The sequence below is a fragment of the Chitinophaga sp. 22620 genome, assembly GCF_052044405.1.
In the GTDB taxonomy this organism is placed as follows: Bacteria; Bacteroidota; Bacteroidia; order Chitinophagales; family Chitinophagaceae; genus Chitinophaga.
The window spans coordinates 551,874-567,642 of record NZ_JBQEMV010000002.1 but is presented as its reverse complement, the minus strand read 5'-3'; the positions used below and the strand labels follow the sequence as shown (position 1 = coordinate 567,642).

10 protein-coding genes are annotated in these 15,769 nt (G+C 52.1%); 5 read left to right on the top strand and 5 right to left on the bottom strand.

The genetic code is table 11. The annotated features are described in order from the left end of the window. Positions 1 to 263 precede the first annotated feature (263 nt). The gene (locus ACTJIK_RS12095) at positions 264 to 3,512 is read left to right on the top strand and encodes a SusC/RagA family TonB-linked outer membrane protein (RefSeq protein WP_440646610.1); all 3,249 of its coding nucleotides are present in this window, start codon (positions 264 to 266) and stop codon (positions 3,510 to 3,512) included. Positions 3,513 to 3,532: 20 nt separating this feature from the next. Beyond that, the gene (locus tag ACTJIK_RS12090; RefSeq protein WP_440646609.1) at positions 3,533 to 5,119 is read left to right on the top strand and encodes a SusD/RagB family nutrient-binding outer membrane lipoprotein; all 1,587 of its coding nucleotides are present in this window, start codon (positions 3,533 to 3,535) and stop codon (positions 5,117 to 5,119) included. A 127-nt stretch (positions 5,120 to 5,246) separates the two neighbouring features. On the opposite strand, the gene ACTJIK_RS12085 is transcribed toward ACTJIK_RS12090, so the two are convergent. Then, the gene (locus ACTJIK_RS12085) at positions 5,247 to 6,281 is read right to left on the bottom strand and encodes a LacI family DNA-binding transcriptional regulator (protein ID WP_440646608.1); all 1,035 of its coding nucleotides are present in this window, start codon (positions 6,279 to 6,281) and stop codon (positions 5,247 to 5,249) included. 309 nt (positions 6,282 to 6,590) lie between these two features. Between ACTJIK_RS12085 and ACTJIK_RS12080 the strand changes: the two genes are divergently transcribed. Then, the gene (locus ACTJIK_RS12080) at positions 6,591 to 7,466 is read left to right on the top strand and encodes an AraC family transcriptional regulator (RefSeq protein WP_440646607.1); all 876 of its coding nucleotides are present in this window, start codon (positions 6,591 to 6,593) and stop codon (positions 7,464 to 7,466) included. A 138-nt stretch (positions 7,467 to 7,604) separates the two neighbouring features. Here ACTJIK_RS12080 and ACTJIK_RS12075 read toward each other — a convergent pair whose 3' ends face one another. The 4 genes from ACTJIK_RS12075 to ACTJIK_RS12060 form a co-directional block, all read right to left on the bottom strand. Continuing rightward, positions 7,605 to 9,221: a RagB/SusD family nutrient uptake outer membrane protein gene (locus tag ACTJIK_RS12075; RefSeq protein WP_440646606.1), complete on the bottom strand. Its 1,617-nt coding sequence runs from the start codon at positions 9,219 to 9,221 to the stop codon at positions 7,605 to 7,607. A 36-nt stretch (positions 9,222 to 9,257) separates the two neighbouring features. After that, a complete protein-coding gene (locus ACTJIK_RS12070; RefSeq protein WP_440646605.1) occupies positions 9,258 to 12,710 on the bottom strand; it encodes a SusC/RagA family TonB-linked outer membrane protein in 3,453 nt (1,150 codons plus the stop codon). Between the two features lie 4 nt (positions 12,711 to 12,714). After that, a complete protein-coding gene (locus ACTJIK_RS12065) occupies positions 12,715 to 13,743 on the bottom strand; it encodes a FecR family protein (RefSeq protein WP_440646604.1) in 1,029 nt (342 codons plus the stop codon). Between the two features lie 80 nt (positions 13,744 to 13,823). Beyond that, on the bottom strand, positions 13,824 to 14,408 hold the full coding sequence (locus ACTJIK_RS12060; RefSeq protein ID WP_440646603.1) for an RNA polymerase sigma factor: 585 nt from the start codon (positions 14,406 to 14,408) through the stop codon (positions 13,824 to 13,826). 254 nt (positions 14,409 to 14,662) lie between these two features. Here ACTJIK_RS12060 and ACTJIK_RS12055 point away from each other — a divergent pair, with 254 nt between their 5' ends. Then, positions 14,663 to 15,535: an SPFH domain-containing protein gene (locus tag ACTJIK_RS12055; protein WP_440646602.1), complete on the top strand. Its 873-nt coding sequence runs from the start codon at positions 14,663 to 14,665 to the stop codon at positions 15,533 to 15,535. Positions 15,536 to 15,538: 3 nt separating this feature from the next. Next, positions 15,539 to 15,724, top strand: coding sequence for a hypothetical protein (locus tag ACTJIK_RS12050; RefSeq protein ID WP_440646601.1), 186 nt, complete (start codon positions 15,539 to 15,541; stop codon positions 15,722 to 15,724). Positions 15,725 to 15,769: the final 45 nt, after the last annotated feature.

The window sequence follows — 15,769 nt, the reverse complement described above, 5'->3', positions numbered from 1 at the left end:
AACCAGCATAATACCGGCACACAAACACCAGCAGTGAACTAAACCTAAACTATAAACAGGCCATTTTTCGAGCAACAAACAACCAAAACACAAAACAACCAAAGCACAAACAACACAGCACACTACAGCATTGTAAACCAAAAATCGCTTGAACGAATACAGGACCGACAGCATGTGGTCCTCTATTTCCCCATCAACCAACCCGGCATTTTTACCCGGGCAGACCGCAATTTTTTTACGCATTTAAATTAAAACAGTGAACAATGAAAAGAACGCTACTACTTTTAGCGGTCTTCATTAGCCTGTGCAATCAAATCTCCTTTGCACAGGCTAAAAAGACCGTGACCGGAACCGTGCGTAACGCCAGCGGGGAAAGCATCCCGGGTGTTACCATCACCGAAAAAGGCACCAGCAACGGCGCCATCTCACAGGCAGACGGCAGCTACCGCCTCAGCGTAGCGCCTGACGCCACCCTCGTATTCAATTACATCGGCTTCCTCCGCCAGGAAATCAGGACAGGCGAAGCCGCTTCCTACAACATCACCCTCCAGGAAGATGTGACCGGCCTCGACGAAGTGGTGATAACCGGCCTTAATATTCCCCGCGCCCGCAAAGCCCTCGGCTATTCACAAGGCACCGTGAAAACAGAGCAGCTGGAAAATATCGGATCGCCCGTGAACGTTTTCAGCGCGCTTTACGGCCAGGTGGCAGGCCTTAAGATCACCGGTACTGCCCTCGGCCCCGCCGGCGGCATCAGCATCAATATCCGCAACGCCGTAGCCCTTGCCGAACAATCCAGCAACAGGCCCCTCTTTGTAATAGACGGTATTCCCATGCTGGACGGACAGACGGAGATCAACCGCAGCACCGGCAACGGCCTCAACGACCTGAACATGGACGACATCGCCACGTTCGATGTGCTGAAAGGCGCCAAAGCCGCCGTGCTTTACGGTTCGCAGGGCGCCAACGGTGTGATACTCATCACCACCAAAAGCGGCACCAAAAAGAAAGGCTTCGGCGTGGACGTAAACCTCAGCCATTCGCAGGACCGCGTGTGGATCATGCAGGAATTCCAGAACGAATACGGCTCCGGCTTCCCTGCCGCCTGGGTGAACCCGGGCGTAGTAGACGGGGAAGGCTTTTACCAGCGCTTCGGTAAGCAGGCCTATTATCCCACCAATTACAACTTCGGGCCTAAAATGGACGGCCGCCAGATACTCTGGTACGACAGCGTGATGAGGCCCTATGTTGCCCAGCCCAACAACATCCGCGACTTCTACCGCAACGGCAATACCAGCACCGCCAACGTTGCCCTGCAGGGCGGCGGCGAAAACGGCGGCTTCCGCGTATCCTATACCCGCAAGGATTATAAAGGCATCTTTGAAGGGTTTAAGCTGCACGACAATAACTTCACCTTCAACGGCAACATCAAGATCACCAACCGGGTGAACTTCAAGCTGGTGAGCACTTATGCGAACACCTTCAACCACAACTCGCCGCCTACCAACCAGGACGTGTTCGTGACCTACGGCGTGCCCCGGCAGCTCAGCACGGAACTGCTGCGAACGCAGATCGTAGACCATGCGAACGACGACTATTTTTGGTGGGCCATGGACAACCGGCAGAGCCGCTATCCCACAGGAGGCATCGTGCGCGACGGGCTGGCCGGCAACTACTTCTGGAACCAGATGCAGAACGACTACGACAACACCCGCAACCACTTCATCAATTCCGCTACCGTAGACGTGGACATTGCCAAAGGCCTCAAATTCCAGCTGCTGGGCGGTTTTGACTGGATCACCAACAAGAACGAACAGAAGGAAAAGCTCCGCAGGCCGCTCGCCATGGGCGAAGGCGGCAGGTACTATCTCTACAACAGCACCGATGTGTATTATAACGGCCAGGCCATCGTGAGCTATGACAAACAGCTCAATTCAAACTTTAGCCTGAACACCTTCGTGGGCGGCGTGATACAGAAACGCACCAGCGACTGGACCAGCAGGACCACGCGGAACGGGTTCATTACCCGGGACTGGTTCTCTTTCAAAAATTCAAAGATGACACCAACCGAAAGCGACGGTTTCCGCCGCTACAGCCTGCTTTACGGGGCGTTTGGTTCCGTGCAGCTTGGGTTTAAGGAATGGCTGTACCTGGAACTGCAGGGCAGGAACGACTGGTCGTCCATCCTTCCGACGGCCAATAACTCCTATTTCTATCCCGGCGCCAGCGTGTCCTGGTTATTCAGCGAGCAGCTCAAAATGCCGGCTTGGGTGAGCTTCGGCAAGTTCAGGGTTTCCTGGGCAGACGTAGGCCGTCCCGGTCCGGAATACTTTGCCAACAATGTATACGACATCGGCAATTACGGCGGCGTGATCACCTATTCCCCGCGCGATTCCCGCCCGCCTGAAGACCTGAAGCCCGAACGCAAACGCGAACTGGAACTGGGGCTTGAAGCCAAATTCCTCAACAGCCGCCTGGGCCTGGAAGTGAACTACTACAACGGCAACACCTACGACCAGATCATGGGGTTGAGCGTATCACCGTCTTCCGGCTTCACCAGCACCAGGATCAACGCCGGCCAGATCAGGAACAGCGGCATCGAAGTGTTCATCAATGCCACACCGGTTAAAACCGCCCATTTCAACTGGAACACCGTGCTGAATTTCCACAGCGACAAGCCGATGGTTAAAAAGCTGGCGCAGGGCATCACCACGCAAAACCTGTGGGGCATGTCAGGCGCCAGGGTGGTAGCCGTGGAAGGCCAGCCATGGGGCCAGGTAGTCGTAAGGCCGTATAAGGTGAATGAAAACGGTGAAAGGATTACCGAAGCGGGTTATTACTCCACCGATCCCACCAAGGAAGAAGTGATCGGGAAAGTGCTGCCCGATATTGCCGGCGGCTTTAACAACACGCTCAGCTACAAAGGTTTTTCACTCGACTTCAACATCGATTACCAATTCGGCTCCACGCTCGTTTCCCAGACCAATATGTACATGGTGGGCAATGGCTCCGCAGCCTCCACTACCGCGTACCGCGACGAAGCGCATGGCGGCCTCCCCTACTACATCAACAACAGCAGCACGCTGGTATTGCTGCCCAGCCACACTGCAGCCGTGCCGGGCGATTCCAAGTATCCCTTCATCATGCACGACGGTGTGATACTGCCGGGCGTTGAGGCCGACGGCAAGCCGAATGAGACCATCATTACCGCGGCGGATAAACATTCCTATTACTGGCAAACGTTCATGGACATCCAGCCCGATATCGTGTACAAGAACGATTACATCAAGCTGCGCAACATTGTGCTCACCTACGAGCTGCCGAAAAAGACCATCGGAAAGATCGGTTTTGAAAGGCTTGCCGTGTCGCTGTTTGCCACTAACCTCTGGTACATCTACAAAACAATGCCGAACGTAGATGCGGAAGCGCTGAACGGCACGAACGTATTCTACGAGAACAACGCATTCCCCACTACCAGGAGCTACGGCGCAAGCATCAGGGCATCGTTTTAACCAGCACAAAACAGAACAACATGAAAAAGAAAAACATATTCAATATACTGAGCGGATTACTGCTGCTATCGGTCGTTTCCTGCCAGAGCAAACTGGAAGACCTTTACCTGGATCCTGATGGTTTTACCGACCCTACCATAGAAGGTTTTTATACCAACACCCAGCAGCAGCTAGGCGTCTTCAGGTATTCCTACGGGGAAATGTTCCATAATTTCAACACGCTCAATCCCATCCTGGGCTCCGGCGGCTTCCAGAACGACGGCGCGCCCAGCAGCTTTGCCTGGGTGCACGACCCGTATGGCGACGCGTACAGCAAGCTGCGCTCCTATGCGGCCATGCAGCAGCTGTACAACACCCTGCCCGCGCAGGACAAGAAGGATTACGAGATCTTTATGTGGACGGGCGCCGCGGTGAAAGAATATATCTACCACCAGCTGACGGATATCTGTGGCGATGTACCCTACTCCAAGGCCATGCAGGGGGCGGAGCTTAACTTCACGCCCGAATTCGATAAACAATCGGATATATACCCGGCCATGCTGGCAAACCTCAAAGAAATATCCACTAACCTGAAGGGATACACGCTGAATGGAAGTTTCATCCAGCAGCAGTTCCCCCGCAACGACGTGTATTTCAACGGCGACATCACCAAATGGCGGATATTCGTTAACAGCCTGCGCATGCGCCTGGGGCTGCGCCTTACGAACGTGATGCCCCAGCTGGCGAAAAGCACCATCCAGGAAGTGCTGGCAGACGATGTGTATGCAAAGGACAGGGCCACTTCCATTACGCTGGTAGACCGGCAGCCGGACCGGGCCATGGAGCTGCTCATCTTCCGTTCGCTTTCAGAAAGGCTGACCCTGCGCCTCTTTGTGCCGGCAAACATGCTCAACCTGATGCGCAAGCCCGGCTTTGCGAACGACCCGCGCATCCCCGTGCTGTTCCAGCCTGACAAGGACGGCAACTACAGCGCCATGCCCACCGAGGCGCCGGATGTAGCCGCCATTGCCGGCCAGATCACGACCAACAATCTCGCGGCCACCTACCCGTCTTTTTTCAACCGCACCACCTTCGAGCGTAACTTCGGGATGCCTTACCAGATCATTACTTCTTCAGAGATACATCTCCTGAAAGCAGAAGCGAAGCTGCGCTGGCCGGACCTTACGATCACCGCGGCGGACGAATACCGCGCGGCCATCAAAGAGTCCATTGATATCTATTACGAGATCAACGCCCTGAACCCGGACCAATTGTACCCCGGCTATATTCCCGCTTCCAAGGCCACCAAGCCCTCAGACGCGGTGATCAACACCTTCCTGGATCAGAAAGTGGCCGAGTTCAACGCCGCAGCGGGCACTGAAAAGATCGGGCTGATCTACGACCAGCGGTATATCCATTACAACATGCTCAAACCTTACGAGCTGTGGGCAGATACGCGCAGGCTGATGAAGGAGCTGGGCGCAAGGGTGCGCAAAGCGCCGAGCAATATCCGGATGATGGAGAGAACGGTGTACCCCACCAGTGAAGAGCTCAACAACCCGGCGAATTTCCAGGCTGTAAAAGCCGCCAACAATTACACGACGCCGGTTTGGTGGACCGGCCGGTAATTTTATCCCACACAAAAAAGACCGCTCCGGGATGGGGCGGTCTTTTTTGTGCTGTTTTATCCCGCCCGCCAAAAAGAAAAAGGCGGCCGCCTGTGGCGCCGCCTTCAGTTCATTTATGAAATTTCTTTTAAGCTACTGTTTTAGCCTTTTTACGGCAGCTTTCCCGTTTAATGAGGGTTGCGGGCAGCACCACCTGGTTGATCTGGTTATTGTGCTGGTTCAGCTCGTTCATGAGCACCTGTATCACGTTGCGGGCAATGTCGTGAATGGGTTGTGCCACGCAGGTGATGCCAGGGGTATGCAGGCGGAACAGATCGTGATCGTCGAAGCTGATGAGGGCAACGTCTTCCCCTATCTTCAAGCCCAGCTCCTTCACGCTTTCGATACCGTAAATGCCGAGATAGTTCGTCGTGAAAAAGAGCGCATCCAGCCCGGGCAGGCCTTTGATGAACTCCATGATCTGGGCCACTGCTTCTTCCTTGCTCGCCCCAAAAGGTATCTTTTTGCACATTTTGCGGGGAAGGCTGGCGCGGTGGGCTTTCATGGCGGCCGTGAAGCCGTTGAAACGCTCCTTCATCTGTATCTGTTCCGAGGTGGTGGTAACCAGCGCGATCTTCTGGTAGCCCAGTTCCAGCAGGTATTCCGCCGCGTCGTATGAACCCTGGAAGTTGTTCACCATCACGTAGTTGGTGGGTATCTGGGGCAGGTAACGGTCCATCAGCACCATGGGTTTCCGGGAATTCTTCAGCACTTCTATCTCCTTATCGAGGTTGGGCGTGGGCGTGATAATGTAGCCGTCTACCTGCCGGTATTCCAGCACTTCGAGCAGGCCGCGGGCTTTGATGAGATTGTCTTCCGTGGAACCGTACAGCACCTTATAGCCGAATTTATCCGCTTCTTCCTCCACTATTTTAGCAACGTTAGCAAAGAAGTGGTTGGCGATATCTTCCACGATAAGGCCGATGGTCTTGGTTTTGCCGGTTCTGAGCCCCCTGGCCAGCTGGTTCGGCTTATACTTGAGCTTAGCTGCCAGCTTCAGGATCTTTTTGCTGACCTGGTCGCTGATGCGTTTTTCTTTGGCCTTGCCGTTCAGTACAAACGATACGGTTGTAGGAGAAACGCCGGCTTGCTTCGCAATATCTTTGATTGATATACCCTTCATATGGAATTATAGGTCGTACGCGCTATAACGATTTAGCATGAACAAGGTACGGAAAATTCGATAAAACAAAAAAGAATTCCCGGCCCGGATGCCGCCAGCGGGTGGGTTTTGACGGCAAATCAGCCACTGCAACGGGCCGGGCATATTTACCGCAGGTCATAATTTTCAAGGCCCGTAAATATTATGGGAAAATAGGGCCGACTAGTATTTTTTTAACCGAAATTTAATAATTTGGCAAAATAGAATTCAAAATGGCGGAATTACGACCTGCTAATATTTTCATAGGACTAAACCAACAAGGAAGCAAATATGAAACCCATTCTGATAAAAGTGGGGGCCTTTGCCGACAACCAGATCACCATCATTGAACGCTGCGATCCTTATTTCAACACACCTTTCCATTTTCATCCCGAATGCGAGCTGGTGTACGTTACTGAAAGCCAGGGTAAACGCATCGTAGGAGACAGCATTGAAAGTTTTGACGTAGGCGACATGGTATTCCTGGGGCCTAACATACCGCATGTGTGGTACAACGACGAGGCCTATCATAAAAATGATGAATCGCTCAAAGCCCGTTCAGTGGTGATCTATTTCCCTAAAGACATCTTTGGCGACAAATTTTACGGCCTGCCTGAAACCAAGGCGCTTACAGACCTCTTCCACCGTGCCCAGCGCGGAATGAAGATCATCGGCAACACGCAGGAGAAGCTGAAGGACGAGATATTGTCCCTGCCGAAAAAAGACGGCCTGGAGCGCATTATTTCGCTGCTGCATATACTCAAGACCCTTTCCGAGACCAAAGACTGCTACTACCTCGCCAGCACCGGCTATTCGCATGCCTACAATGTAAAAGACAACCATAAGATCGACGAAGTGTTCAAATATGTGATGAACAATTTCTCCAAGGAAATTTCCCTGCAGGACGTTGCCAGCATCACCAACCTTTCCCCGCAGAGCTTCTGCCGCTTTTTCAAGAACAGGACCAAAAAATCTTTCGTGCAATTCCTCAACGAAGTGCGTATCGGCCACGCCTGCAAACGCCTTACCGAGGAAGACTGGTCTATCGCCGAAATCGCCTATTCATGCGGGTTTAAGAACCTTTCCAACTTCAACCGTTTCTTCAAAGAGATCGTCGGGAAAACGCCCAAGGAATATAAGAATGAACTGAGGCTGAAGGAAGCGTAACATCCCTTACACCATATATTTTTTTAAGCGCAGGCTGTCATGGCCTGCGTTTTTTTATGCCGGTGAAAACGGTTTGCATAAAAAAAGCCGGCCCAGAAGGGCCGGCCGGTCATTCTTAGATGAGCTATGTCTATAATGCTATGGTTTGTCCCACCAGAGGCGGGTTCCCCCGTTGTCTGGTCCACCTAGTAAAGTAACTGCTCTTTGCACACCCAGCGGGTTAGACGCGTACTCTGTGAATGCAAAGTTGACGCGGCGAATGTACAGGTCGGTGGGTATTTTGCCACCGCTATTATTCACTACCACTTTAAACAATTTCGGATAACCCGTTCTGCGGAATTCGCTCCAGGCTTCCTGCCCGTCCGGGAATACGGCGATCCATTTCTGTGTGATGATCCTTTCCAGCTTCCGCTCGAAGGCGTCGCCTTCTTCCCACCTAATGGTGACAGTACTGAGGGTGGGATTTCCAGCATTCACATTGTTCACGGCATTTTTTGTATCCACATAAGGCGCTGCCTTCGCTGTATTGTTAGCCAGGTATGCATCCGCCCGTGAAGACAGTTCGTATTGTTCGAAAGAAGCTCTAACGCCTGCTTCGTAGTTATCTTTGGCGGTGCCTGCTTCTGACCATCCGCGAAGAGCAGCTTCAGCTTTCAGGAACCATACCTCAGCGGCGGTCATCAGCTGCATTTTGCTGGGCATAGGCGCCAGTTTGGAGTAATCCGCATAGATCTTATCCGGTAATGCGATACCGGTACGAATACCCTTAAAAACACCCGGCACAGCGGAGGAAGTCTCAAAATATTTGCTGATCCGGGGGTCGTTGTAACCGGTCAGGATCGATTCCATGGGCGCGCCCATCCGGATATCGTTGTACCCGCTGGTGTAAGTGTTGTAAGGGTTCGGCGTCGGAGCAATGTTCACTGCCGCGATGTCGGCAACCGTGGTAAGCAGGCCGCCGGGATTAGACAGTGCTGCTTCGCCTTCAGCCTTTGCTTTCACCGGGTCCACTTTTGCGATCCTGATGGCGAGGCGTAACCTGAGACTGTTGGCGAATTTCAGCCAGGCGCCGTGGCTGCCGTCGTAAGTCAGGTCAAACTTTTCGAAAGGCTTGAGGGTAGAAGTACGCAATGGCGTGAGTACGGCGATTGCATCATTAAGGTCTTTGAAGAACGCGTAATAGGCGTCTTTCTGGGAATCGTAGTCGATGCTTTTATCCGGGTTGATCACCCCGTATTTTGTGTAGATGATGGGGCCATATACGTCGCTCACGCGCTGCATTACCAATACTTTCAGTATTTGCATCCAAGCCTTGAAATCTTTAAACTCCTCTCCTGCCAACTGCTCGATCCTGCGCGCTACGGGCATAACAGACAGGTTCGGGGCATCGGGGTAGTTACCGTATGCGCAGCCCCACATCACCACCGTCCATCCGTCTATCAGATTGTAGGTAGAGTTGTTGTTCCCTCCGTTGCCGAAAGGTCCGGGCACGCCCATATAGCCGCTCCAGATATCACCTTCCAGGTTCTGTTGTACCTGCATCACCCAGCCGGGGGAATTGCCATAAATACTGTTTTGTATCTGTTTGAACGGCTCGCCGATCAGGCGGAAATCCGTTTTAAGATCATCTTCGCTCACTCCGTAAGGATTGGTATTGATGCGCTCGAAATCCTTCGTGCAACCTGCAAGCGCTACTACAGCGCTAAGCCCTGCAATGGCGAGATTCCGGATATATTGTAGTTTGAACGTTCTCATCTTTGTAAGTTTTTTGGTCAAATACTTGTCTAAGCTTTAGAATCCAACTTTCAGGCTTGCTCCGATGCTGCGTGTTGCAGGCTGACCGAATACATCGATGCCCTGGAGCCTGTTGTCACCGCCGGCGCTTACTTCAGGATCAAACGGCGCATCGTTCTTCAGGAAAAACAGGTTCCGGCCGATCACAGCCACTTGGAGGTTGCGTATCACCTTTGATTTAACGGGTATCCTATAGCTCAAAGCCAGTTCCCGCAGGCGTATGTTTGTAGCGTCGTACATGTACAGGCTGCCTATGCCTGCACGGCCGGCAACGGCCAGGTAATATTTGTTCGCGTCTATCTTGGTCACGGCTTTGCCGGCTTCGTCCACCGCCCTCACGTCCACACCGTTGTTGTCTCTTGCCGTCGCACTCGCTTCGCTCACACCGTACTGGTCCAGCACAGCCTGTGTCATGCTCATTACTTTACCGCCAAAGCGACCGTCTATTAGGAAGGTCAGAGAAAAATTCTTATAATCAAAAGTGTTGTTCCAGCCCAGGTTGAATTTCGGATTGGGGTTGCCGACGTTATAGAATCCGCTGGTGCTGTCCATCGGTTTACCGGTATTATCTACGATCATTGCCCCGTCTTTGGTGTAACGCAGAGAACGGTTTGTATAGATGTCTCCCCATGAGCCGCCTTCCTGTATAAAAGAGCCGAACATGTTGGAACCGAACTGAGTGAGCACAAAGCGGCTGCTGGGATCCGCACCGGAAATAGCATCGTCTGAGAGTTTCACTACTTTGTTCTGGTTGGTGGAGAAGTTCACGTTGGAAGTCCACGTAAAATCTTTGCCTTTAACCGGTACGGCGGTGAGCATGCCTTCGATACCCTTGTTTTGGATGTTGCCGAGGTTCACGAAATAAGTAAGGAACTCGGAGCCTGAAGGTGCGGGTATTTCCATGTACTGTCTGAAGTTGTTGTTCTTATAGAACGTCATGTCGAGGGAAAGGCGGTCTTTGAAGAAGTGGATATCAAAACCAGCTTCAATAGACCGGTTGTCTTCCGGTTTCAGGTAAGTACCGGGGTAAGGCCCGCTGTTGTTCAGCAACAACTGCGGTGCACCGCCGGTGATGCGTACAGTGAAGTCCGCAGGACGTGAGTTGTATGGCGCGATATCGTTACCTACTTTGGCGTAGGAGAAACGCACCTTTGCAAAATTGATCACCTCCGGCAGTCTCATCATTTCGCTGATCACACCGGTAATGCCTGCTGAGTAATAAAAGAACCCCTTGTCTGCGATCGGCGTGAAAGCCAATGTGCTGGACCAGTCGTTGCGGCCGGTCAGGTCCAAGAAGAGATAGTCTTTAAAGCCAAGTTGCGCACTGCCGAACAACGCCTGAACCTGCTTGCGGTCCAATCCCTGGATGGAGGTAAGCGCCATCGGATCGATGTTCGTTATCTGGAATTTGTTCGCATACACCAGGCCCCGTGCAGCATCAAAAGCAACATCGGTAAGGTTACGGTCCCTGATCTTCTGGTCCATGACGCTGGTACCGATAGTAGCAGCCAGGTTAAATTGTTCGCTCAGCTTTTTGTTCGCAGAGAAAATAAGGTCAGCATATAGTTGTGTGTTAAATTCTTTTTCCACGGTATACCTGCCATTCGGTGGCGCCAGCGAGGCCTGGGTGCTGGCATACGCTTTCATCTCGTATTCATCATAGCTTTTGTCGAAGCTACCGCGTGCCTGCACGCTCAGCCAGTCAAGCAGCTGGTATTTGAGTGCCAGCGAAGCCATTCCGCGCGTCCTGCTTTCGTCGCGCAGGTTCCGGTGCTGTATCCAGTATGGGTTTTGCTGCTCGGGATCGCCCGCCCAATTAGAATCTGAATTGATGTTCCACCAGTTCTGCAGTTCTGTATTACGTTTTTGGGAGAAATAAGTGTAATTGTCACGGTAACTGTCGAAGTTCAACCCGCGCGGAAACAGGTATAAGCCGGTAAGTGGATTGAAATAGAAACCGGTACCGGGCCTGTTGTGCGCTTTCTGCGACAGAAAGGTGATATTGGCGTCCGCGGTCAGCTTATCGTTCAACAGCTTCAGCGTTTCTCGGAAATTGAAAGTATGGCGGTTAAATTTCGCAGTGGGCATAATGCCTTTGCTGCTGGTGTTGGAATACGAGAAATAGGACTGGGCTATTTCATTGCCTCCGCTCAGCGCCAGGCTGTTAGTATACGTAGCGCCTGTTTTGAAAAAATCGTCCACATGTTTTTTTGCATTCGTCTTCGGTCCCCAACTCTGGTTGCTGCCTGGCGTGGAGGAAGAGGGCGACTGCGCGTAACGGTACTGCAGGTCCGGTTTCAGCATAGGCGATTCAAAAGTAGCATCTGAGCTTACGTCAATCCGTGCCCTGCCGGCGCGACCTTTCTTGGTCGTGATCACGATCACGCCGTTGGCAGCCTGACTGCCGTAAAGGGCGGAAGCGGACGCGCCTTTCAGGATGTTGATAGTTTCAATGTCATCAGGGTTGATATTGGAAATACCGTCTCCACCATCCCGGCCTGCGCCAGACTGGATGTCTGACGACTGGCCGTACACATTCGCAGGTTGAGACGGCGAAAAGTTGGCCATTGGCACCCCGTCTATTACGTACAACGGTTGGTTTTCGCGGGTGGACTTATTCCCACGCATGATCACGCGGGCTGTGCCGCCCAGGCCGGATGCGCTTCTGCTAATGGTCACACCAGCCGCTTTACCCGCCAGGCTATTGATCACATTTGCGTCTTTTACACGACTTAAGTCGCTGCTGCTCAGTTGTTGTGTAGAATATGTAAGCTCTTTTGATTTCTTTTCAATACCCAACGCTGTTACCACGAACTCGCTCAGAGACTGGGAGTTTTCAGTCAGCATAATGTTGATCACATCACCTGCACCCACCGCTATTTCCTGGGTGGTAAACCCCAGAAAACGGATCACCAGGATATCGCCTGGATTGGCATTCAGCACGTAGTTACCGGTAGCGTTGGTCTGCGTCCCCCGGTTGGTATTTTTTATCATGATGGTCACGCCCGGCAGCGGGTTGCCGTTGGCATCCTTTACGGTGCCGCGCACGTCCTTTTCGGGAACGCCTGCGCCGCTCATCAGGGCAACCGTCGTTAAGGAGCCGGCGGCATGTTGTTCCTGATTTACTATGATCTTATTGCTTTTTCTCGTAAATTTCAGTCCGGTTTGTTCTGTGAGCAACTGAAGCACCTCGTCAACAGGCAGCTTCACGCAATTCAGGTTAATCTTCTTTTTGAGATTCAGATCGGATTTGTCGTAATGGAAACTGAGGCCTGTTTTAGCAGAAATTTCAGTAAACACATCCTCCATGTTTTTGTTCTTGACCTGGATGGTGATACTGACGTTCTTGGTGTCCTGCGACTCGGCACGAGCACTGGCGGTGTAAGGAGCCGCCAGTGTGATGGCCATCGCAAGCAAAACCAGAGAAACAAGGCGTAGGCATTTTTTCATACATCTAGTTTTTGCGGGTAAGGAATATTGTGTCGTTCTTGAGCGTGTAGCTGATGTTCTTGGTCAAACAAATGGTTTCCATGATCTCCTGCAGGCTCTCATCTTTGAAAAAGCCCGTATAAGTCCACTCTGTAATGCCTGATTCGTTGATCACTGTTACATTATAGCGGTTCTCCAGTTCCGTCGCCACCTCGTCGTAGCTCGCATCTTTAAAGGCGATGTACCCGTTCTTCCAGCCGATAATATCATCTTCCTTATCGAATACAGATTTCGCCATGGCCATCGACTGCTTGTCTATGCTCAGCTGCTCGCTGGGCAGCAGTATCACGGGCTGCTGGGTTTCCGCATGATCCACTTTCACTTTACCGGTCAGCAGCGCCACGGTAATGCGGTGCTCGCGGCTGTATGCGCGGATGTTGAAGGAAGTGCCCAGCGCAGTGGTGGCGATATTGCCGGAATGTACTATGAACGGGCGTTTCGGGTCGCTGGCCACTTTAAAGAAAGCCTCGCCTTCTTCCAGGTAAATGCTGCGGGTATCGCCATTGAAATGTTCGGGGTAACGGAGCTTTGAAGAAGCGTTTACCATGATGGTGGAACCATCGGCCAGTACGACCTTTTCCGTGGAGCCTCTGGCGGTGGAAATTTCTACGTAGCCGTTCCTGATCACCCTGTTCGTTTTAGCCACGGTGGATTGTACAGCCTGATGGCCCGGGTTTACCGGGTGAGTGGCAGGCATAGGTTTATATAGCAGGGTAAATGCGATGGCGCCTGTGATCATGGCCGCGGCCCCGGTGTAGATCCATGCGCGGAGGCGGCGCCTGCGGGCCGGGGGCCGGGCTGCGGGCAACGCGATCTGCTCCTGGATGCGCATACGTACTTCCTCCAGCTGCTCCTGGAGGAAATCATCCTCTATCATGGCAGAGCGGTGCTGGTTAATGCTTGCAAACCATTGTTCTATAATGCGGATTTCTTCCCGGGTACATTTTCCCTGCGTATAACGCTCCAGGACTTTCCTGATCTGTTCAATATCCACAGCGGTAAGTTTTTAGAAGTTGGTGATATAAGGAAGTCGGGCCAGCTTCAGAAAAGTACCATCGGGATCAAAAGAAATTTTCAGCGGAGAACGGAAAGGGCCAGGGCCAGCATCAGCAGGTCCGTTTGGGTGTAGTGGGTGCGGAGGATCTTAAGCGCTTTGGATATCTGGTTCTTCACCGTTTGCTGTGAAAGGTCCAGACGGCATGCAATCTGTTCAATACTAAGGTTTTCGAAGCGGCTGAGCATAAATATCTCTTTCATTTTTTCAGGCAGCCGGTTGATGGCTTCGAACACTTCGGTGGCTTTGGCTTTGTAATCGTAGGTCTCGGAAATGTTATGCGGCTGCGCATCGAAATGCTCGATCAGCTGCTGGAGGTATTTGCGGTAGGTAATGTCTTTGCGGTAAAGGTCTATGATCTTGTGGCGCACGGACTGGTACAGGTAAGAACGGAGGGATTGATGGATATCCAGCGCGCAGCGTTTTTCCCATAGGGTGGCAAAAAGGTCCTGCAACACGTCCTTGCTGGTTTCCCCGCGGTCCGTCTTGCTCAGGATGTAAAGGTACAAAGGCCTGCTGTACCGGTCATAGATGGTATTGAAAGCCGCACCGTCGCCATCCCGCAATAACGATAACAATTGCTCGTCTGAATAGCTATTGTACATAAAAAGATTAAGGTTGATAAAACGGCGTCGATCGTGGTTGTGCTTAAATTCTTCTACAATTCTTTGGCTGAAGCTAACGTGTCATGATCCGGTTAACCGGGTCTGAAAATAGTAATTCTCTTTAAAATTAAAACTTTTTTGCGAAGCTATTTTTTAAATCCTTCTTGGTGTCCGTTGTACACTATCAATTTTTTGGTATGGAAAAAGTTTATTAAGTTTGATATCAAATCGATATCACTTTAAATTATCCCCATATGGAAAAGATCGTCAGGCCCATGAGCGGCTACCTTGCATTTGTGCTCACCATCCTCTGTTTTCTCGGCAGCATTTTCGCCTTTGTACAAACCGCGGGCAATGAGTCTCCCGGCTACTGGACCACCCTCGGCATCGTGCTTTTCATCGCCTTTGTTTTTATAGCCAAAGGCATCATGATCATCAACCCGAACCATTCCCGCGTGCTTACCTTCTTTGGCAAATACGTAGGCAGCGTGAAACAGAACGGTCTTCAGTGGGTGAACCCGCTGTACCGCTCACAGAACATTTCCCTCCGCTCCTACAACCTCAACGGGCAGACCCTGAAGGTGAACGACAAAATGGGCAATCCTATCGAAATTGCCGCGGTGATCGTGTGGCAGGTGAAAGACACCTATAAAGCCGCGTTTGACGTGGAAGGTTATAATCAATACGTGCAGATACAAAGCGAGGCCGCAGTGCGCCACCTGGCCACCAGCTGCCCTTACGACCGCATGGAGGCTGAAAACGCGGAGATCACCCTGCGCGACGGCGGCGAAAAAGTGAACGAGCTGCTGGAGCAGGAGCTGAACGAAAGACTGTTTGCCGCGGGCATCCTGGTGCAAGAAGCGCGCATCAGCCACCTGGCCTATGCGCCGGAGATAGCGGGCGCCATGCTGCAGCGCCAGCAGGCCACGGCCATCGTAGCCGCCCGCTCCAAGATCGTGGAAGGCGCCGTGGGTATGGTGGAAATGGCGCTGGAGCAATTATCGAAAAAACAGATCGTGGAGCTGGATGAAGAGAAAAAAGCAGCCATGGTGAGCAACCTGATGGTGGTGCTTTGTGGCGAAAAGGCCGCCACGCCAATACTAAACGCTGGTTCCTTATATCATTGATCCATGGCCGGGAAGGAAAAAAAATCTTTTGTGCTGCGTATAGACAATGCCACTTACGAAGCCCTGGAACGTTGGGCGGCGGATGAATTCCGCAGCGTGAACGGGCAGATGGAGTGGCTCATCGCGAAAGCGCTGAAGGACGCAGGCAGGGGAGAAAAAAAGAAAGAGCCTAACAATAAAAGATCATAAAACAAAAGCTGGCCATGCGGCCAGCTTTTGTTCATGCGCTCGAAA

Excerpts from the sequence above, each read along its gene's own strand:
- ACTJIK_RS12080 (WP_440646607.1), top strand. The coding sequence starts at position 6,591 with ATGAAACCCATTCTGATAAAAGTGGGGGCCTTTGCCGACAACCAGATC.
- ACTJIK_RS12085 (WP_440646608.1), bottom strand. The coding sequence starts at position 6,281 with ATGAAGGGTATATCAATCAAAGATATTGCGAAGCAAGCCGGCGTTTCT.
- ACTJIK_RS12055 (WP_440646602.1), top strand. The coding sequence starts at position 14,663 with ATGGAAAAGATCGTCAGGCCCATGAGCGGCTACCTTGCATTTGTGCTC.
- ACTJIK_RS12050 (WP_440646601.1), top strand. The coding sequence starts at position 15,539 with ATGGCCGGGAAGGAAAAAAAATCTTTTGTGCTGCGTATAGACAATGCC.
- ACTJIK_RS12060 (WP_440646603.1), bottom strand. The coding sequence starts at position 14,408 with ATGTACAATAGCTATTCAGACGAGCAATTGTTATCGTTATTGCGGGAT.
- ACTJIK_RS12095 (WP_440646610.1), top strand. The coding sequence starts at position 264 with ATGAAAAGAACGCTACTACTTTTAGCGGTCTTCATTAGCCTGTGCAAT.
- ACTJIK_RS12090 (WP_440646609.1), top strand. The coding sequence starts at position 3,533 with ATGAAAAAGAAAAACATATTCAATATACTGAGCGGATTACTGCTGCTA.
- ACTJIK_RS12075 (WP_440646606.1), bottom strand. The coding sequence starts at position 9,221 with ATGAGAACGTTCAAACTACAATATATCCGGAATCTCGCCATTGCAGGG.
- ACTJIK_RS12070 (WP_440646605.1), bottom strand. The coding sequence starts at position 12,710 with ATGAAAAAATGCCTACGCCTTGTTTCTCTGGTTTTGCTTGCGATGGCC.